The organism is Nisaea sp. (assembly GCF_017640745.1).
GTDB lineage: Bacteria > Pseudomonadota > Alphaproteobacteria > Thalassobaculales > Thalassobaculaceae > Nisaea.
The window spans coordinates 149614-167541 of the sequence record NZ_JAEPQA010000001.1; the positions used below are offsets into that span (position 1 = coordinate 149614).

The window sequence follows — 17928 nt, forward strand, 5'->3', positions numbered from 1 at the left end:
CTGCGATCCTGTTCCCAGAAGGGTTAAGCGGAGCGTTCGGCACTGACCCCGAGAGATTTCAGCTTGCGGTGCAGCGCCGAGCGCTCCATCCCCACAAAGCTGGCCGTCCGGGAGATATTGCCGCCAAAACGGTTCACCTGGGCAAGCAGATATTCCCGCTCGAACATTTCCCGGGCCTCGCGAAGCGGCATCCCCATGATCTCGACGCCCTTGTCGAAATTGAGGCTGACCGGCGCCGCGGAACCGATTTCCGGCGGCAGCATGTCGGCCTTGACCGGGTCGTTCGCAGTGCCCGGCGCCATGATCAGCAGCCAGTCGATGACATTCCGGAGCTGGCGGACATTGCCTGGCCAGTCATAGGACTGGAGTGCGGCGATGGCATCCTCGGCGAGGACACGATGCGGCATGCCGGATGTGCGTGCGGAACGCTCGATAAAATGGCGGCTCAGCAGAGGAATATCTTCCCGCCGCTGCGACAGAGCCGGGACCGAAATCGGCACGACATTCAGCCGGTAATAGAGATCCTCGCGGAAACGGCCGGTCGAGATTTCCTGCTGCAGATCACGGTTCGTCGAGGCGATCACCCTGACATCGACCGAGACCTCCTTCTCGCCGCCGACCCGGCGGAAGCGCTGCTCCTGCAGGACGCGGACGATCTTGCCCTGGGTTTCCCGCGGCATATCCGCGACCTCGTCGAGGAACAGGGTGCCTTTATGCGCCTGTTCGAGCATTCCGACGCTGCGCCCGACCTCGTCGCTCTCGCTGTCGCGCCGCTCGGCGCCGAACAGTTCGATCTCGAGACGTTCCGGGCTCAGGGTCGCACAGTTGAGCACGGTGAAAGGACCGCCCGCCCGGTTCGACTGCGCATGGATCATGCGGGCGACGACTTCCTTACCTGCTCCGGCGGGGCCGGTGATCAGCACGCGGCTGTTCGTCGGCGCAACCTTCTCGACCGCCTGCGACACCTGCGCGATGCCGGAGGAAATTCCGATCAGACGATCGTCCGTGTCGGTCCGGGCTTTGAGATCCGCAACCTCGCGACGCAGCCGCGCGGCTTCGAGGGCACGGCCGACCTGCAGCAGCAGGCGTTCGGTCTCGAAAGGTTTCTCGATGAAGTCGTAGGCGCCCATCTTGATCGCCGAGACCGCGGTTTCGATCGTGCCGTGTCCGCTGATCATGATGACCGGAACATCCGGATGCTCGACACTCAGCCGCTCCAGGATCCGGAGCCCGTCGAGCGCGCTGTTCTCGAGCCAGATATCCAGCACAACAAGCGCCGGCCGGCGGGTATTTGCCGCATCGAGCGCCTCGTCGCTGTTGCCTGCCTGACGGGTCTCGAATCCCTCGTCCTCGAGGATCCCGGCGAGCAGGTTACGGATATCGGCTTCGTCATCTACGATCAGAATGTCATGCGCCATGAGAACTCAGCCCGGATACGCTTTGATCTGACTCAGAAAATGCATCTTCACCGCGTGCATCGGCCGGATCGCGGAAGGTAAGACGTACCTTGGTGCCTCCGCCTTCCCGGTCCATAAGCGTAATAGATCCTGCATGATCTTCCATGATTCTTTTGACAATTGCCAGACCGAGGCCCGTGCCTTTCTCGCGCGTCGTCACGTAAGGTTCCGTCAGCCGGTCGCGGTCCTTATCCGGCAGTCCGCGCCCGGTATCCTCGACATCGACAATGATCCGCTGATCCTCGCGGCCGACCGTTACCGAGACCCGGTGCGCGGGCGTTCCGCCCTCTTCGTCGATCCCGGTCGGGCCCGATGCCTGGATTGCGTCGATCGCGTTCTGCAGCAAGTTCGTCAAAACCTGTCTAATCTGCCTTTGGTCACACTCAAACTCGACCGGCTCCTGCCCCTCGTCGAACTCGAAGACGATCCCCGATTGCGCGGACCGCTGGAGCACCACCTGCCCACGGATGAGCTCGATTAGATTCTCTTTCCGCATGACCGGCGCCGGCATGCGCGCAAAAGCGGAGAACTCATCGACCATCCGGCCAATATCTCCTACTTGTCTCACGATTGTGTCGGTGCATTCAACAAAAGTCTCAGGATCGGTCTCTATCTGCTTCAGATATTTACGCTTAAGCCGTTCAGCCGATAGCTGGATCGGGGTCAGAGGGTTCTTGATCTCATGGGCGATACGGCGCGCAACGTCGGCCCAGGCCGCCATCCGCTGCGCCGACAAGAGCTCAGAAATGTCGTCGAAGGTCAGGACGTATCCCGAGACCTCGCCTTCGGTGATTTCCGCCTTGATCCGGGCGAGCAGGGTAATCTTTCGGTCTCCGCGATTGAGCTCGATCTGCTTTTCCGACTGCCGGTAGGGATTCCGCCGTGCCACCTCCAGAAGTTCCGACATTTCCGGAATTTGTTCGGAGAGCGTGCGCCCGACGAGCGAATCGCCGTCAACTCCGAGCAGGCTGGCCGCCGACCTGTTCGGCAGATTTATCCGCGCCTCCGCATCCAGGCCGATCACGCCTGCAGACACGCCGCCCAGGACCGCTTCGGTGAAGCGCCGGCGCGCGTCGATCTGCCGGTTCGCGCTCATCAGCTCGCCGCGTTGCATTTCGAGTTGCCGCGTCATCCTGTTGAAGGCCCGGGCGAGCAGTCCCATTTCGTCCGCTTCGACCGGACCCGCGACCCGTGCGGAGAGGTCTCCCGCGCTGATCCGTTCGGCCGCACCGATCAGGTCGCTGATCGGATGCACCATTCGGGTGGCGAGATTGAGACCGATCCAGACCGCCGCCAGGAGAAGCAGCAACGCCACCATGGCGAAGATCATGATAAACGAGACCTGGATGTCGAAACGCCTGCCCTCAAGCTCGGTGAACTGGTTCACCGCCTCTTTCGTACGCTCGATGTAGCTGAGAATTTCCGCATCGACGAAGCGGCCGACGAAAAGATAGGCATCGACGAAGCGGTCGAGCCTGACGACCGCACGCAGCCTGTCTTCCGCATCCGTGGTGAGCACGACGACATCGCCGAGCTGGGCCTTCGCCATCGCCGCTTCCGGCAGTGGCTCATAATCGAACGACAGCGCCAGACTGGTGCGTGCCAGAACCCGGCCCGTATTGTCGAAAACGACCGCCTCCGTCAGGTTTCTGAGAGCAGCCTGGGCCCGCAGTACCTGGGAGAAGCGCGCCGGATTGTTCACCAGGAAAGGCGCCTCCCGGTTGATGTCGTTGGCCATCGCCAGCACGTCGCCGCGGATCACCTGACGGTGCTCTTCCAGATAGCGTTCGGCGACGGCCACAGACCCGGTGACCGCCGTCGAAACCCGTTCGCTGAACCAGGACCGTATCCCGAAATCGAACATCACCAGGGAAAAGACCGAGACCAGGATCGTCGGCGCGACGGTCAGCACCGAGAACATCACCACAAGGCGCACATGCAGCCGTGAACCGGCGAGCCCCTGCCTCCGTTCGACCCAGAGCCTGGCCATCCGCCAGGCCACAAGGACACCGAGCAGAAGCAGCAGGGAGAAATCAAGATAGAGGATGCCGAGCACCACATCCGGGTTAGGCCCGGCAGGTCCGGCGCGCGTGAAAACCGCGTAGGTGCCGAGACCGGCGAGAATCGCGGCCGCGGCAAGCACATAAGCCGCCCTGCGCTCGAAACCGACACGCTGGGCCCAAAGGCGGAACCGGCGGGTATAGTTCGCGAAACGGCGCGCTGACCCCGACGGGGTGGTTTCAGGAGTATGGGCGTCGGTACTTGCTTCCGCCGGCATGCCTCACCTGCTGGGACTCGATTGGAGGATCAATCTAGCGCAATCGCCTATGCGGTGCACGGGGCTCTGCCGCGGGCCGCCTAACGCGCGCCCCGCACCACGGGAATGCCGAGATCGCGGATTTTCTTCCGCAGCGTATTGCGGTTGAGACCGAGCATGGATGCCGCTTTCAGCTGATTGCCCTTGGTCGCATCGAGCGAGAGCAGGATGAGCGGGCGCTCCACTTCGCGCAGGATGCGGTCGTGCAGACCTGCGGGTGGCAGATTGTCGCCATGCGCGGCGAAATAGGCCCTCAGATGCCGTTCGACCGCGTCCGAGAGATTCTCGCTCCGCTCGCCGGCTTCCTCTCCCGCGCCCGCCGGCGCTTCCGCCAGTTCCTGTTCGATGGCCGCTGCGCCGATCACCTCTTCCGAATAGAGCGCGACCAGGCGCTTCACCAGATTCTCGAGCTCGCGGATATTGCCCGGCCAGTTATAGGCACTGAGTCGCTGCAGAGCGGCACCGTCAATGGTCTTCTCAGGCAGCCCTTCCTTCTGCGCGAGGGCGAGGAAATGCCGCGCCAGGTCCGGAATATCCTCCTTGCGCTCCCTCAGCGGCGGCAGACGCAGCGGCACGACATTGAGCCGGTAGAACAGATCCTCGCGGAACATGCCCTGGCGAATCAGCTGCCGAAGGTCACGGTGGGTCGCTGCCACGATACGGACGTCGGCCTGGATGGCGGAACGTCCGCCGACCGTGGTGTATTCGCCTTCCTGCAGAACCCGGAGCAGACGGGTCTGGGCTTCGATCGGCATGTCGCCGATCTCGTCGAGGAAGAGCGTCCCTCCCCGTGCTTGCTCGAAGCGCCCGCTCGACCGCGCCGTGGCGCCGGTGAAGGCGCCCTTCTCGTGCCCGAAGAGTTCGCTCTCGATCAGCTCGCGCGGAATCGCCGCCATGTTGACCGCTACGAACGGGCCGTCCCGGCGCTTGCCGTAATCGTGCAGGGCGCGCGCCACCAGCTCCTTGCCGGTGCCGGATTCGCCTGCGATCATGACGGTCAGGTCCGTTCCCATGAGACGGGCGAGAACGCGATAAATCTCCTGCATGGCCGGAGAGCGGCCGATGAGAGGCAGCTCTTCGTCCGAAACCTCCGGCTCTCTTGCCGCCGGCGCGGCGCCCTCGACGCGTGCGGTCAGCGCCTTGCGCACGACCTTCACCAGTTCGGAGAGATCGAAGGGTTTCGGGAGGTATTCGAAGGCACCGCGCTCGCTCGCCTTCACCGCCGTCAGCAGGGTGTTCTGCGCGCTCATCACGATGACCCGGAGATCGGGCCGGACCTTGCGGATCCGTGTCAGCAGGTCGAGTCCGTTCTCGTCCGGCATCACCACGTCGGTGATCACCAGATCGCCGTCGCCGCGCTCAACCCACTGCCAGAGATTGGCGGCATTGCCGGTCGAGCGGACATCCATGCCGATCCGGGTCAGGGCCTGCGTCAGAACGGTACGGATGGCCTGATCGTCATCCGCGATCAGGATCGAAGCGCTGTCCATATTCATGCCTGTGCAAAGGCCTCGGAAATATCGGCGATCGGCAACGAGAGCCGGAATTCGGTCCGCCGCGGCTGGGAATCGACCTCGATCACCCCGCCATGATCGGCCACGGCCTTCGCGACGAAGGCGAGACCGAGGCCCGATCCGTTCCTCTTCGAGGTCACGAACGGATCGAAGATCGTCGCCTTCATGTCGTCCGGAATTCCGGGGCCGTTATCGCGAATGGTGACCTGGAGCGGCAGGTTGACCCGGCGCGCAGAGCCCGGAACGGAAACCCGCATGCCGTGCCGGTAGGCGGTCGACATGTGGATCTCGCCGTCCTCGTCGCCGATGGCCTCGGCCGCGTTCTTGAGCAGGTTCAGAAAGATCTGCACCAGGATGTCCCGGTTGCCGAGCACCGGCGGCAGGGACGGGTCATAGCGCTCGAAATACTTGATCCGGCTGCCAAAACCGGATTCCGCGATCTTCTGGCAATGGTCGAGAACCTCATGGATATTGACCGGGCTGCGCTCGATCGGACGGTCATCCGAAAACACTTCCATGCGATCGACCAGGCTGCAGATCCGGTCGGTCTCGTCGCAGATCAGCTTGGTCAGCGGTCTGTCCGCCTCAATCGCGTTCTGCTCGAGGAGCTGTGCCGCTCCCTTGATGCCCGAGAGAGGGTTCTTCACCTCGTGCGCGAGCATCGCCGCCATCGCGGTGACGGACCGGGCGGCGCCCTTGAAGTTGAACTGCCGGTAGAGCTGGTTTGCGATGGAGCGCATCTGCAGAGTCAGCACGACTGCGCCCGGCCTTTCGGTCAGGGGCGACACCTGGACACTGACGATATGCGAGCCGATGCGTGGCCCCTCGAGAATGAGGTCGTAGTCGAAGAGAACAGAAGACTGACGCCGGCTCTGCTCGATCATGTTGAGGACGGGGCTGTCTGCCGGGATCAGATCGGCGAGCTCGCACCCTTCGAGGATCGCGGCACTTCCCTGAAGAAAATGTTCCGCTGCCATGTTCACGTAGACGATCCGGTTTTTCTCGTCGAGACCGATGACCGGGGTCGGTACGGCGTGAAGGACGCCTGTCGGATCGAGTGCGGCTGGCGCCGTGCCCGGCTCCGGATCCATGACCATGCTCATGCCGCCTGCCTCTCCAGTGCCATGCCGAAGAACCTCTCGATCGCTTCCTCGACGACCTGACGATCCATGGTGTTGTTGACGATTTGCCGGAACTCGGCCGAGCCATGAACGCCGGCCGCATACCAGCCGATATGCTTTCGGGCGAGTTTCAGACCAAGTTCGCTGCCGTAGTGGGACAGCATCTCGGCGACATGGCGCCGCATGATGTCGGCGCGCTCCTGGAACGTCGGGTCGGCCGGTATGGCACGCCCTGCCAGATGGGCCGCGACCTGAGCCGGGAACCACGGACGGCCGTAGACACCGCGCCCGATCATCACCCCGTCGGCGCCCGATTGTTCGAGGCAGGTATCGACATCTTCAAGGGCCGCGATGTCTCCGTTCGCGACGACCGGAAGCGCGACCGCTTCCTTCACCTTCCGGATGAAGCTCCAGTCGGCTTGCCCCTTGTACATCTGGCAACGCGTGCGCCCGTGCACCGTCAGGAGCCGGATCCCCGCTTGCTCGGCGATCTTCGCCAGGCGCGGAGCGTTGCGGTCGCTCTGGTCCCATCCGGTCCGCATCTTGAGGGTCACCGGAACCGGGACCGCCTCGACGACCGCCTCCATGATCCGCCCCGCCAGGACCTCGTCGCGCATCAGCGCCGAGCCGGCGAGCTTGTTGACCACCTTCTTCACCGGGCAGCCCATATTGATATCGATGATCTCGGCGCCGCGATCGACATTGAGTTTCGCAGCTTCCGCCATGATCTCCGGATCCCAGCCGGCGAGCTGGACCGCCATCGGACGTTCGAGATCCATGTCCTGCGGGATCTTGAACATCTCCTCGCGTTCCTCGCGGAGGACGGCGGCGCTCGCGATCATCTCGGACACGACGAGACCGCATCCGAACTCGCGCACGAGCCGACGGAACGGCCTGTCCGTCACCCCAGACATGGGGGCGAGGAACACCGGGCTCTCAAGCGCGATATCGCCGATTCTGATGGTCATTAACTGTGCACCTGTAAAGCGTTGCCCATGAATTAAGCAACTGCTCGCAAAATTGTCAAAATAGGATTTCAGAAGGCAGCCGGGGCACTATGCCGGTCAGGCAAGAATTTCGGCGACAAACTTCACGCCCGGATAGGCAAGCGTCAACAAAAGATATGCAAGAAGCACCAGACGCGAGACCGTCCGGCCGCGTATTCCGAATCGGCTATGCACCAGCCAGAGGCCCGCGAGCACGATGAAGGCGCCTATCGAAAGCACCGTTTTGTGATCGAATTCAAGGACATGTCCGGATCGGTAGATCTGCAGGGCAATCCCGGTCGCAAGCCCCCCGAGCAGAACGATCACCGCCCCGCCGAGCAGCTGGTCCTGCAGCTTCTCGCAATCGGCCACGGACGGGAGTACCGCCGCAATCCTGGAGGACATCTGCTTGCGCTTGAGGGCTCGCTCTTTCAGGAAAATCGCGAGTGCGGTGATTGCCGCCAGAGTGAGAAGCGCGTACGTCGCCAGCGCAATCGCGATATGGGCGGAGAACCAACCGCCCGGAAGGTGTTCTGCAAGCCGGATCGAGGGCTCGACCGAACCGGCGACGGTGGCGCCGAGCGCCATCAGAAAGAGGTAGGGCACCAGAAGCGCCGTCAATCCACGGGCCGCCGGCCGCAACCAGCAGAGCGGCAGGAACACAAGCAGGCTCGCGCAGACCGCCAGCCAGAGCGCCATCGCAAGATCCGACCGCCAGCTCGCTCCAAGCGTCACGACGACATAGAGCAGCGGCCCGGCGGTCGCGACCGCGAGCAGCGCCCAGAAGGCTCCGCCCGCGCGCGCCGGCGCGCGGAGCGAGAACAGACCGACCGGGATCAGCGCCAGAAGAGCCGAGAGGTTCAAGAGCAAAGACATTGGCATGGCGCCACTATATCATGCCGCCCGCTCCGAAGTGCCAGAGCAAATTGAGGTGATGTGTGCCCCGGTCAAAGACCGCTCTCCTGATCGTCGCCGCCGGCCGTGGAACCCGGCTCGGCAGCGAGATTCCGAAACAGTATCTGAAGCTTGCGGGCAAACCGGTGCTGCGGCATGCGCTGGACCGGTTCCTCGCACACCAGGCCGTCGGTCCCGTCCGTATCGTCATCGATCCGGATCATCGGACGCTCTATGAGGAGGCCGTCTCGGGCCTCGGTCTCCCGCCGCCGGTCTCGGGCGGCGCCGAACGGGGCCAATCGGTACTGAACGGTCTCCGTGCCCTTGCTGAAGAGGCTCCCGATCATGTGCTGGTGCACGATGCCGCCCGCCCCTTCGTCACGCCGCAGGTCATCGACCGGGTACTGGATGCCCTGGAATACGCGCCCGGGGCCATTCCGGCCCTGCCCGTCGCGGATACGCTGAAACGCGCGCGCGGGCTCGGGGGTGAAATCACCGGAACGGAGGATCGCAGTACTCTTTTCCGGGCCCAGACGCCCCAGGGATTTCACTTCAAGACCCTGCTGGAAGCCCATGAAAAGACTGAAAAGCTGGCGACCGACGACGCCGCGCTTCTGGAAGAACTCGGACTCACGGTGCAGCTTGTCGAAGGCGCGGACGCGCTCTTCAAGATCACGACGGAGGAAGACTTGATCCGCGCGAGACAGATGACCGAAGGCGCGCTGGAGCCGCGGGTCGGCACGGGTTTCGACGTGCACCGGCTGGGTCCCGGGGAAAAGATCACCCTCTGCGGCCTGGAGATCGCGCATGACCGCACCCTGATCGGTCATTCCGATGCCGATGTCGGGCTGCATGCGATCACCGACGCCCTCCTTGGCGCCATTGCCGACGGCGATATCGGAAGCCACTTCCCGCCGAGCGATCCGCAATGGAAGGGCGCCGCCTCAGATCAATTCCTCGTTCATGCGGCTGAACTGGTGCGGCAGCGCGGCGGACGCATAACCCATGTCGATCTGACGCTCATCTGCGAGCGCCCGAAGATCGGCCCGCACCGTCCGGCGATGCGCACGAGGATTGCTGAGATCCTCGATATCTCCGAGAGCCGTGTCAGCGTGAAGGCCACCACTTCGGAAAAACTCGGCTTCACCGGCCGCGGCGAAGGGATCGCCGCCCAAGCGGCGGCGACCGTCCTGCTGCCGGCGGACGACCTGTGAACGCGCCCCTGCCCCTGTTTCATCCGGCCCGCATCGCCGCGACTTTTTTCTGGGTCGGCCACGCCCCGAAGGCGCCCGGGACCTGGGGTTCGCTCGCCGCGATACCTTTCGCCTGGCTGATGCTGTCGTTCGGCGGCTGGCAGTTGCTGGCGATCGCCGCGGTGGTCGCGACGCTCATCGGCTTCTGGGCCTCGGGGCTCTATTCCAGAGCGCTCGGCTGGAAAGATCCAGGTGAGGTCGTCATCGACGAGGTCGCCGGGCAATGGATCGCCCTCCTGCCCGCCGCACTAGACCCGGTCAGCTTCGCTGTCGGCTTTGCCGCCTTCCGCGTGCTCGACATCACAAAGCCGTTTCCGGCGGGCTGGGCGGACTCGAATCTCGATGGCGCGGCAGGCATCATGATCGACGATCTGTTCGCCGGGATCTATGCGGCGCTCGTCGTTCTCGCCTATCAGCATTTCTTCTGAAAGGTCTGAAATCATGGACAATTTCGATGCCGAGATCCGGACCCTCGCGATCGAGGTACTAGAGGCCTGCCGGAAGCGCGGCTGGCTCGCGGCGACGGCAGAAAGCTGTACCGGCGGCCTCATCGCGGGCGCCCTGACGGAGATCGCCGGATCTTCCGACGTCGTCGACCGCGGTTTCGTGACCTATTCCAACGAGGCAAAGATGGAAATGCTCGGTGTCGCGGAGATGACGCTCGCCACGCATGGAGCGGTATCGGAACCGACGGCACGCGAGATGGCGGAAGGCGCGCGCGCGAGGTCAGGTGCGGCGGTCAGCGTCGCCGTTACCGGCGTCGCCGGTCCGACTGGTGGCTCGGCAGAGAAACCTGTCGGCCTGGTCCATTTCGCCGCTGCGACTGCGGAGAAGACAGTCGCGGAGCACAAGATCTTTGACGGAGATCGCGGCAGCGTCCGGCATCAGACGGTGCTGCACGCGCTCGGAATGCTGCGCGCGCTGGCGAAAGGCTGAGCGCTATTTCAGGCGGGCGAGGAAGGCGTCGATATCCGCTTCCAGTTCCTCGATCGCCTCGAGACCGACGCTGAAGCGGATGAAGAGGTCCTCGCCTTCCACGGCCGTGGCCGAGCGCGCCTTTCCGATCGACATGGGTGCGACGAGACTTCGGGTTCCGCCCCAGGACGCACCGATGGCAATGGTCTTCAATGCTCCCAACGCTGCGTCCAACCGGGCGGACGCGCCGTCCGAGAGGACCACGGTGAAAACCCCCGCCGCGCCGGTGAAATCACGCTTCCAGAACGTATGTCCGGGATTGTTCTCCAGCGGAGGCCAGTAGATCTCCCTGACCGCCGGATGGCCCTGCATGCCCTCGATCAGCCGGCGGGCGCCGGCCTCGGCATGGGAGAAACGCAGCGCCATGGTTTCCATACCGCGCAGCACCATAGCCGCATCGTCCGGCGAGACGCCGATGCCCGTCCTCCCCATGAAAGCACGAACCCTGAGCGCCGTCTCTTCATCCGCGAAGGACATGGCGCCCATCAGGATATCGGAATGGCCCGAAGCATATTTCGTCAGCGCTTCGGAGACGATATCGACCCCGAAGGCATGCGCCTTGAAAGCAAGCGCCGTCGCCCAGGTATTGTCGCAGCCAACCATCGCACCGGCATCATGGGCGATCGAGACGATGGCGGGGATATCCTGCACTTCCATAGTCGTCGAGCCCGGAGACTCGCACCAGACCAGCTTCGTCTCCGGCCGGATGCGGCGTTTCAGGTCTTCCAGCGACAGCGGGTCGTAATAATCGACCGAGATCCCGAACCGCTTGAGATCCTCGTCAGCATGCGTGCGCATGGGCGGATAGGAGGTATCGGCGATCAGAATATGATCTCCCGCCGAGAGCAACGCCATCGCGGCGACGGCGTTCGAGGCCTGCCCGGACGGCACCAGCAGCGTCCGTTTCGCACCGGACAGCGCCTGCAGCCTGGCTTCCAACTGACGCGTCGTCGGCGTGCCGTAGAGGCCGTAGGTATAGCCGTCCGGCCCGCGTTCGCCGCGCGTCGCATATTCCTCGGCATTGGCGAAGACGATGGTCGATGCGCGATGCACCGATGGCGCCAGGCTCCTGTAGCCGTCTTCCTTCACCTCGGGCGTCACCACGCATTTTGTCTCGTCTCTCATCACCAACTCCCCGTTCGATCGCGTGACGCTAGTCGGCGCGGTCCTTTGGTGCGACGAAATAATTCGTCTTTGAGCTCAACTTTTTTGTACGAGCCGTGAGATCGCGGAATCTGGCAATACGGATCCCGATTTCAGATTCGTTGCCGAGTCGGAACAAAATTCTTGAACAAAACTGAAAATACAGTTTATCGCCTGCAAACAGAGTTTATCTATACTGTATAGACGCTTAGCTCGGACTCGAACGTCCCGAATCATAGAGCTCGTAGGCACGGCTCTCGAATGCCGAGACCATCCGGCGAACGGCTTCGTTGAAGAAGACCTCGATGATTTTCTGCAGCACACGGGACTTGAACTCGAAATCGACATAGAAGTCGATCATGCAGCCGCCCTCGTGCTCCTCGAAGACCCAGTGATTGTTCAGATATTTGAACGGGCCGTCGGCATATTCGACGTCGATCCGGTTCTTCTCGGGGCTGAGCGTGACCCGCGAGGTGAAGCGCTCCCGGATCATCTTGTAGCCGATGATCAGGTCGGCAATGACGAGGTTGCCCTCGCGCTTGCGGATGCGCGCGCCAACGCACCACGGCAGGAATTCCGGGTATCGCTGGACGTCAGCAACTAGGTCGAAAAGCTGTTGCGGGCTGAAGGGCACAGCCCGCTTCTCGGCATGGGTCGGCATGGATTTGCCTTAGCACAGGTCAGTCGGAAGCCGATACCGCCATTTCCGCCAGATCGGTCAGCGAAAGCTCCTTGCGCACCAGACCGCGCTCGACGCCGAGCCGGCGATCCCTTTCGGCACGCATGCGGGCGAAATCCTCGTCCGCGTGATAGGAGGAGCGGGTCAGCGGCGAGGACGCCACCATCAGGAAGCCCTTGCCGTAGGCGATCTTCTTGTAGGCCTCGAACTCGTCCGGCGTGACAAACCGGTCGATCACCGCGTGTTTCGCGGTCGGCTGCAGATACTGCCCGATGGTGATGAAATCGACTTCCGCCGATCGCATGTCGTCCATCACCTGATAGATCTCTTCCTTGCTCTCCCCGAGCCCGACCATCAGGCCGGACTTGGTGAAGATCGTCGGATCGAGTTCCTTCGCCCGGTCGAGGATCTTCAGCGAATGGAAATAGCGCGCGCCCGGGCGGATCCCCGGATAGAGCCGCGGCACGGTTTCCAGATTGTGGTTGAAGACATCCGGACGGGCATCGATGACGATCTCAAGCGCGCCGTCCTTGCGCATGAAGTCCGGCGTCAGCACCTCGATCGTGGTCTCGGGCGACATCGCGCGGATTTTGGTAATCACCTGGGCGAAGTGCCCCGCCCCGCCATCGTCGAGATCGTCCCGGTCGACCGAGGTGATGACCACGTGGCGCAGGCCCATCTTGGCAACCGCTTCCGCGACCTCGTCCGGCTCATGCGGATCGAGCTTGTCCGGGCGGCCGGTTGCGACGTTGCAGAAGGCGCAGGCCCGGGTGCAGACGGAGCCGAGGATCATCATCGTGGCGTGCTTCTTCGACCAGCACTCGCCGATATTCGGACAGGCCGCCTCCTCGCAGACGGTGACCAGCTTGTGGTCGCGCATCAGCTGGCGGGTTTCGAGATAGGTCTTGGAGGTCGGCGCCTTGACGCGGATCCAGGCAGGCTTGCGCTTCACCTCGTTGTCGGGGCGATGCGCCTTCTCCGGATGCCGGGCGGCGCCGAGGCGCGGCGCCTTGGTCTGCTCAGTGCTCATTGCAGCTCTCTTTCGCGCGTCCAGAGTACCTGTTCGATGGTGACGCGGTCAAAATAGTCGCTCTCGGAGATGATATCCTCCGCCGTCTCGATCACGGCGTCGGCTCTCTTCCGGTGCTTGCCGCCCTCCGGTCCGTCGAGCGGAAAATCCACCTTGATGACGAGTTCCTGCGCAACGTCGCCTTCCGGCTCCGCGCTGCTCCGGACCAGAACAGCCGTTACGCCATCCAACGCCTTGATCCGTTTGAGATCCAGATCCATTCGCTCATACCCGCCATGCGCCGCCGGACACCGGCCGCCGTTCGTCAGAAGTGGATCGCGCGCCCGTAAGCGTCAAGCACGGACTCATGCATCATTTCGCTCAATGTCGGATGCGGGAAGACCGTGTGCATCAACTCGGCCTCCGTCGTCTCCAGCGTCTTGGCGATGCTGTAGCCCTGAATCAGCTCGGTCACTTCGGCGCCGATCATGTGCGCGCCGAGAAGTTCGCCGGTCTTGGCGTCGAAAACGGTCTTCACCAGACCTTCCGGCTCGCCGAGCGCGATCGCCTTGCCGTTGCCGATGAAGGGGAAGCGGCCGACCTTGACCTCGTAACCGGCTTCCTTCGCCTTCGCCTCGGTCAGACCGACGCTGGCGACCTGCGGCTGGCAGTAGGTGCAGCCGGGAATGCGCTTGGTATCGAGCGGATGCACGTCCTTGAGGCCGGCGATCTTCTCGATGCAGATGATGGCCTCGTGGCTCGCCTTGTGTGCCAGCCACGGCGCGCCCGCGATATCGCCGATGGCATAGACGCCCGGCTCGCCTGTGCGGCACCATTCGTCGATCTCGATATGGGTGCGGTCGACCTTCACCTTCGTGTTCTCGAGCCCGAGATCCTCGACATTGCCGACGATGCCGACGGCGGAGATCACGCGGTCGAAGATCATCTCGGAGGACTTGCCGTCCTTCTCGATGGTCGCGGTCACGTCCTTGGCGCCGCGCTTCAGGGCTTTCACCGTCGCCTTGGACATGATCTTCATGCCCTTCTTGGTGAAGGCCTTCTCGGCGAAGGCGGAGATCTCCGCATCTTCGACCGGAAGGACGCGGTCCATCACTTCGACCACTGTAACGTCGGACCCGAGGCTATTGAAAAAGCTCGCGAATTCGATCCCGATAGCGCCGGATCCGATGACCAGGAGACGCTTCGGCATGGTGTCCGCGACGAGGGCGTGCTTGTAGTTCCAGACCAGCTTGCCGTCGGCCTCGATGCCCGGCAGGTCGCGGGCGCGGGCGCCGGTCGCGAGAATGATGTGCTTGGCGGCGAGGGTCTGCTTCTTGCCCTTCTCGTCGATCTCCACCTTGCCCTTCCCGGCAAGCTTGGCATGCGCCATGAAGACCGTGACCTTGTTCTTCTTCAGCAGATGGCCGACGCCCTGGTTCAGCTGCTTGGCGACGCCGCGGGAGCGCTGCACCACCTTGTCGAGATCGAAGCCGAACTTTTCGGCGGTGAGGCCGAAGCTCGCGGCATGTTTCATATGGTCGTAGATCTCGGCCGAGCGGAGCAGCGCCTTGGTCGGGATGCAGCCCCAGTTGAGGCAGATACCGCCCAGATGCTCACGTTCGACGAGCGCGGTCTTCATGCCGAGCTGCGCCGCGCGGATCGCGGCGACATACCCGCCCGGGCCGCCGCCGATGACAAGGATGTCGAACTGGGTATCAGCCATCTTTTTCCTCCGGTGTCGGCGCCCTCACCCGCAGGATTTCGGGGCCGTGCCAGTCAATTCGCGCGAACGGGAAACGGGCGGCACCGCCGCCCGCCCCTTAGAGCAGCCCTAGAGCAGCATCGTCAGCGGATCTTCGATCAGCTTCTTGAAGGCGGCGAGGAACTCGGCCCCGACGGCGCCGTCAACCACGCGGTGGTCGACCGAGAGCGTGCAGCTCATCACCGTGGCGACCGCGAGCGCTCCATCCTTCACGACCGGGCGCTGTTCGCCCGCGCCGACGGCGAGGATCGCGCCCTGCGGCGGATTGATCACCGCAGCGAAATCCTTGATCCCGAACATGCCGAGATTGGAGATCGAGAAGGTGCCGCCCTGGAACTCCTCAGGCATGAGCTTGCCGGCGCGGGCCCGCGCGGCGAGATCCTTCATCTCCCGGGCAATATCGAGCACGCCCTTGGTCTGCGCGCCTTTGATCACCGGGGTGATGAGACCGCCCTCGATCGCGACGGCGACCGAAATGTCGACCGACTTGAAGACGCGGATCGCGGCCTCGGTCCAGCTCGCGTTCGCGGCCGGAACCTTCTTCAGCGCCTGCGCGGCCGCCTTGATGACGAGATCGTTGACCGAGACCTTCTCGCCGTCGAGCTTGCCGTTGAGCTGTTTGCGGACCTCGAGCAGCGCGTCGATCTCGCAATCCACGGTGAGGTAGAAGTGCGGCGCGAACTGCTTCGACTCCGTCAGGCGCTTGGCGATGACCTTGCGCATCGTGGAGTTCGGGATCTCCTCGTACTCGGGCAGCCCCGGGACATCGGCGCTCGGCGCGGTGCCGAGGGACGGTGCGGCGGCCGGAGCAGCGGCGGCGGGCGCCGGGGCCGCAGCGGGCGCCGCCTTGCCGGTTCCGCCCGCAATTGCTTGTTCCACATCGTGTTTCACGATCCGGCCGTTCGGACCCGAACCCTGGATCTGGCCGAGATCGAGGCCTGCCTGCTCCGCCATGCGGCGGGCGAGCGGGCTCGCGAAGACACGGTCACCGGAGGCAGCAGCCGGAGCCGGAGCCGCCTTCGGTGCGGGGGCCGGAGCGGGCTCCGCCTTGGCGGGTTCGGCGGCCTTGGCAGGAGCCGGAGCAGCTTCAGGCTTAGGTGCCGGTGCGGCCTTGGGTGCACCGCCGGCGAGAGCGTCCATATCGACACTGCCGGCATCCTCGCCCTCTTCCAGGATCACGGCGATAGGCCGGTTGACGGCGACGTTCTCGGTTCCCGCGGGGACGATGATCTTGCCGAGCACGCCCTCGTCGACGGCCTCGACCTCCATGGTCGCCTTGTCGGTTTCGATTTCGGCGATCACGTCGCCGGCGGAAATGGTATCGCCCTCGGCAACCAGCCAGGAGGCAAGCTTGCCTTCGGTCATGGTCGGCGACAGGGCCGGCATCAGAACGGGAATGGCCATGGCGTCTCTCTCCCTCAGGCGCGGTAGCAGACGGACTTCGCCGCCTCGACGATGTTAGAGGCTTGCGGCAGGGCCATTGCCTCGAGATTGGCCGCATAGGGCATCGGCACATCCGCACCGGCGACCCGCGCGACCGGCGCGTCGAGATAGTCGAAGGCCTGCTCCATCATCAGCGCCGCGATCTCGGAGCCGATGCCGCAGGTCGCCCAGCCTTCCTCGCAGGTGACCAGACGGTTGGTCTTCTTCAGCGAGGTCACGATGGTCTCCGTGTCGAGCGGGCGCAGCGTGCGCAGGTCGATGACCTCGGCGCTGATCCCCTCTTCCGCCAGCTTCTCGGCCGCCTGCAGCGCCTTTCCGACCATGATCGAGAAAGCGGTGATGGTGACGTCCGTGCCCTCGCGCACGATCTTCGCCTTGCCGATCGGCACGGTGAAATCCTCGCTCTCGGGCACTTCGAACGACTGGCCGTAGAGCACCTCGTTCTCGAGGAAGATCACTGGGTTCGGATCGCGGATAGCGGATTTCAGCAGGCCCTTGGCGTCGGAGGCCGAATAGGGCGCGATCACCTTCAGACCGGGGCAGTGCGCGTACCAGCTGGCGAAGCACTGCGAATGCTGCGCGGCCACGCGCGCGGCGGCACCGTTCGGTCCGCGGAAGACGATCGGGCAGCCCATCTGGCCGCCGGACATGTAGAGCGTCTTGGCGGCGGAGTTGATGATGTGGTCGATCGCCTGCATGGCGAAGTTGAAGGTCATGAACTCGACGACCGGCTTCAGACCGCCGAAGGCGGCGCCGACCGCGAGACCGGCGAAGCCGTGCTCGGTGATCGGCGTGTCGATCACGCGCTTGTCGCCGAATTCCTGCAGCAGGCCCTGGGTCACCTTGTAGGCGCCCTGGTATTCGGCGACTTCCTCGCCCATCACGAAGACGCGCTCGTCGTTGCGCATTTCCTCGGCCATCGCGTCGCGCAGGGCTTCGCGGATGGTCTGGGTCTGGACCTTGTCGAAATACTTGTCCTCGTCGCTCGCCGTCGCCTTGGCAGCCGGGGCCGCAGGCGCGGATGCAGGTGCCTCAGCGGCCGGAGCGGGCTCGGGCGCGGGTTCGGCTGCCGGGGCGGCGGCGGGTGCGGCATCGGCCGCGCTCGCATCCTCGCCCTCTTCCAGCAGCACCGCGATCGGCGTGTTCACCGCGACATTCTCGGTACCCGCCTCGACCAGGATCTTGCCGATCACGCCCTCGTCGACCGCCTCGACCTCCATGGTCGCCTTGTCGGTCTCGATCTCGGCGATCACGTCCCCGGCGGAAACCGTGTCGCCTTCCTTGACCATCCAGGTCGCCAGCTTGCCTTCCGTCATGGTCGGCGACAGCGCCGGCATCAGGATCTGTACGCTCATTCTCTTTCCCTCCCGCGGTC

16 protein-coding genes are annotated in these 17928 nt (G+C 63.9%); 3 read left to right on the top strand and 13 right to left on the bottom strand.

The features are described from left to right. Window positions 1–23: 23 nt before the first annotated feature. The 6 genes from JJ959_RS00735 to ccsA all read right to left on the bottom strand — a co-directional run bounded on the left by JJ959_RS00735 (window position 24) and on the right by ccsA (window position 8271). A complete protein-coding gene (locus tag JJ959_RS00735) occupies window positions 24–1418 on the bottom strand; it encodes a sigma-54 dependent transcriptional regulator (protein ID WP_292879358.1) in 1395 nt (464 codons plus the stop codon). After that, entirely contained in the window at window positions 1408–3735 is a 2328-nt protein-coding gene (locus JJ959_RS00740) for a PAS domain-containing sensor histidine kinase (protein WP_292879359.1), read from the bottom strand. The genes JJ959_RS00735 and JJ959_RS00740 overlap by 11 nt, the downstream gene beginning before the upstream one ends. Window positions 3736–3815: 80 nt before the next feature. Then, on the bottom strand, window positions 3816–5264 hold the full coding sequence (gene ntrC / locus JJ959_RS00745) for a nitrogen regulation protein NR(I) (protein ID WP_292879570.1): 1449 nt from the start codon (window positions 5262–5264) through the stop codon (window positions 3816–3818). 2 nt (window positions 5265–5266) lie between these two features. Further along, window positions 5267–6391, bottom strand: a complete 1125-nt coding sequence (locus JJ959_RS00750) for an ATP-binding protein (protein WP_292879360.1) — start codon at window positions 6389–6391, stop codon at window positions 5267–5269. Continuing rightward, the gene (gene dusB, locus JJ959_RS00755) at window positions 6388–7377 is read right to left on the bottom strand and encodes a tRNA dihydrouridine synthase DusB (RefSeq protein ID WP_292879361.1); all 990 of its coding nucleotides are present in this window, start codon (window positions 7375–7377) and stop codon (window positions 6388–6390) included. Before dusB ends, JJ959_RS00750 begins: the two co-directional genes overlap by 4 nt. A 96-nt stretch (window positions 7378–7473) precedes the next feature. Next, the gene (gene ccsA / locus JJ959_RS00760; protein WP_292879362.1) at window positions 7474–8271 is read right to left on the bottom strand and encodes a cytochrome c biogenesis protein CcsA; all 798 of its coding nucleotides are present in this window, start codon (window positions 8269–8271) and stop codon (window positions 7474–7476) included. 62 nt (window positions 8272–8333) lie between these two features. Between ccsA and JJ959_RS00765 the strand changes: the two genes are divergently transcribed. The 3 genes from JJ959_RS00765 to JJ959_RS00775 are packed head-to-tail and all read left to right on the top strand — an operon-like array spanning window position 8334 to window position 10478. Continuing rightward, window positions 8334–9503 carry a bifunctional 2-C-methyl-D-erythritol 4-phosphate cytidylyltransferase/2-C-methyl-D-erythritol 2,4-cyclodiphosphate synthase gene (locus tag JJ959_RS00765; RefSeq protein WP_292879363.1) on the top strand — a complete coding sequence of 390 codons (1170 nt, stop codon included), beginning with the start codon at window positions 8334–8336 and terminating at the stop codon, window positions 9501–9503. Beyond that, a complete protein-coding gene (locus JJ959_RS00770; RefSeq protein WP_292879364.1) occupies window positions 9500–9970 on the top strand; it encodes a phosphatidylglycerophosphatase A in 471 nt (156 codons plus the stop codon). Before JJ959_RS00765 ends, JJ959_RS00770 begins: the two co-directional genes overlap by 4 nt. 13 nt (window positions 9971–9983) lie before the next feature. Then, on the top strand, window positions 9984–10478 hold the full coding sequence (locus JJ959_RS00775) for a CinA family protein (RefSeq protein ID WP_292879365.1): 495 nt from the start codon (window positions 9984–9986) through the stop codon (window positions 10476–10478). A 3-nt stretch (window positions 10479–10481) separates the two neighbouring features. Here the strand turns inward: JJ959_RS00775 and JJ959_RS00780 are convergent, their stop codons facing one another. From JJ959_RS00780 to JJ959_RS00810, 7 genes are all read right to left on the bottom strand, one after another. Further along, window positions 10482–11642: an aminotransferase class I/II-fold pyridoxal phosphate-dependent enzyme gene (locus JJ959_RS00780; RefSeq protein WP_292879366.1), complete on the bottom strand. Its 1161-nt coding sequence runs from the start codon at window positions 11640–11642 to the stop codon at window positions 10482–10484. Between the two features lie 226 nt (window positions 11643–11868). Beyond that, window positions 11869–12321 carry a type II toxin-antitoxin system RatA family toxin gene (locus JJ959_RS00785; RefSeq protein WP_292879367.1) on the bottom strand — a complete coding sequence of 151 codons (453 nt, stop codon included), beginning with the start codon at window positions 12319–12321 and terminating at the stop codon, window positions 11869–11871. A 19-nt stretch (window positions 12322–12340) separates the two neighbouring features. Then, the gene (gene lipA, locus JJ959_RS00790) at window positions 12341–13369 is read right to left on the bottom strand and encodes a lipoyl synthase (RefSeq protein WP_292879368.1); all 1029 of its coding nucleotides are present in this window, start codon (window positions 13367–13369) and stop codon (window positions 12341–12343) included. Then, window positions 13366–13629: a hypothetical protein gene (locus JJ959_RS00795; RefSeq protein ID WP_292879369.1), complete on the bottom strand. Its 264-nt coding sequence runs from the start codon at window positions 13627–13629 to the stop codon at window positions 13366–13368. The genes lipA and JJ959_RS00795 overlap by 4 nt, the downstream gene beginning before the upstream one ends. A gap of 44 nt (window positions 13630–13673) precedes the next feature. Beyond that, window positions 13674–15071, bottom strand: a complete 1398-nt coding sequence (gene lpdA, locus JJ959_RS00800; RefSeq protein ID WP_292879370.1) for a dihydrolipoyl dehydrogenase — start codon at window positions 15069–15071, stop codon at window positions 13674–13676. A gap of 108 nt (window positions 15072–15179) precedes the next feature. After that, a complete protein-coding gene (locus JJ959_RS00805; RefSeq protein ID WP_292879371.1) occupies window positions 15180–16514 on the bottom strand; it encodes a pyruvate dehydrogenase complex dihydrolipoamide acetyltransferase in 1335 nt (444 codons plus the stop codon). Window positions 16515–16528: 14 nt separating this feature from the next. Continuing rightward, the gene (locus tag JJ959_RS00810) at window positions 16529–17908 is read right to left on the bottom strand and encodes a pyruvate dehydrogenase complex E1 component subunit beta (protein ID WP_292879372.1); all 1380 of its coding nucleotides are present in this window, start codon (window positions 17906–17908) and stop codon (window positions 16529–16531) included. Between the last annotated feature and the right edge of the window lie 20 nt (window positions 17909–17928).

What these genes read in the sequence shown, in the direction of transcription:
- JJ959_RS00780 (WP_292879366.1), bottom strand. Translation starts at nt 11,642, where the DNA reads ATGAGAGACGAGACAAAATGCGTGGTGACGCCCGAGGTGAAGGAAGAC.
- JJ959_RS00805 (WP_292879371.1), bottom strand. Translation starts at nt 16,514, where the DNA reads ATGGCCATTCCCGTTCTGATGCCGGCCCTGTCGCCGACCATGACCGAA.
- JJ959_RS00810 (WP_292879372.1), bottom strand. Translation starts at nt 17,908, where the DNA reads ATGAGCGTACAGATCCTGATGCCGGCGCTGTCGCCGACCATGACGGAA.
- JJ959_RS00785 (WP_292879367.1), bottom strand. Translation starts at nt 12,321, where the DNA reads ATGCCGACCCATGCCGAGAAGCGGGCTGTGCCCTTCAGCCCGCAACAG.
- JJ959_RS00740 (WP_292879359.1), bottom strand. Translation starts at nt 3,735, where the DNA reads ATGCCGGCGGAAGCAAGTACCGACGCCCATACTCCTGAAACCACCCCG.
- JJ959_RS00735 (WP_292879358.1), bottom strand. Translation starts at nt 1,418, where the DNA reads ATGGCGCATGACATTCTGATCGTAGATGACGAAGCCGATATCCGTAAC.
- JJ959_RS00795 (WP_292879369.1), bottom strand. Translation starts at nt 13,629, where the DNA reads ATGGATCTGGATCTCAAACGGATCAAGGCGTTGGATGGCGTAACGGCT.
- lipA (WP_292879368.1), bottom strand. Translation starts at nt 13,369, where the DNA reads ATGAGCACTGAGCAGACCAAGGCGCCGCGCCTCGGCGCCGCCCGGCAT.
- ntrC (WP_292879570.1), bottom strand. Translation starts at nt 5,264, where the DNA reads ATGGACAGCGCTTCGATCCTGATCGCGGATGACGATCAGGCCATCCGT.
- dusB (WP_292879361.1), bottom strand. Translation starts at nt 7,377, where the DNA reads ATGACCATCAGAATCGGCGATATCGCGCTTGAGAGCCCGGTGTTCCTC.
- JJ959_RS00750 (WP_292879360.1), bottom strand. Translation starts at nt 6,391, where the DNA reads ATGAGCATGGTCATGGATCCGGAGCCGGGCACGGCGCCAGCCGCACTC.
- JJ959_RS00775 (WP_292879365.1), top strand. Translation starts at nt 9,984, where the DNA reads ATGGACAATTTCGATGCCGAGATCCGGACCCTCGCGATCGAGGTACTA.
- lpdA (WP_292879370.1), bottom strand. Translation starts at nt 15,071, where the DNA reads ATGGCTGATACCCAGTTCGACATCCTTGTCATCGGCGGCGGCCCGGGC.
- ccsA (WP_292879362.1), bottom strand. Translation starts at nt 8,271, where the DNA reads ATGTCTTTGCTCTTGAACCTCTCGGCTCTTCTGGCGCTGATCCCGGTC.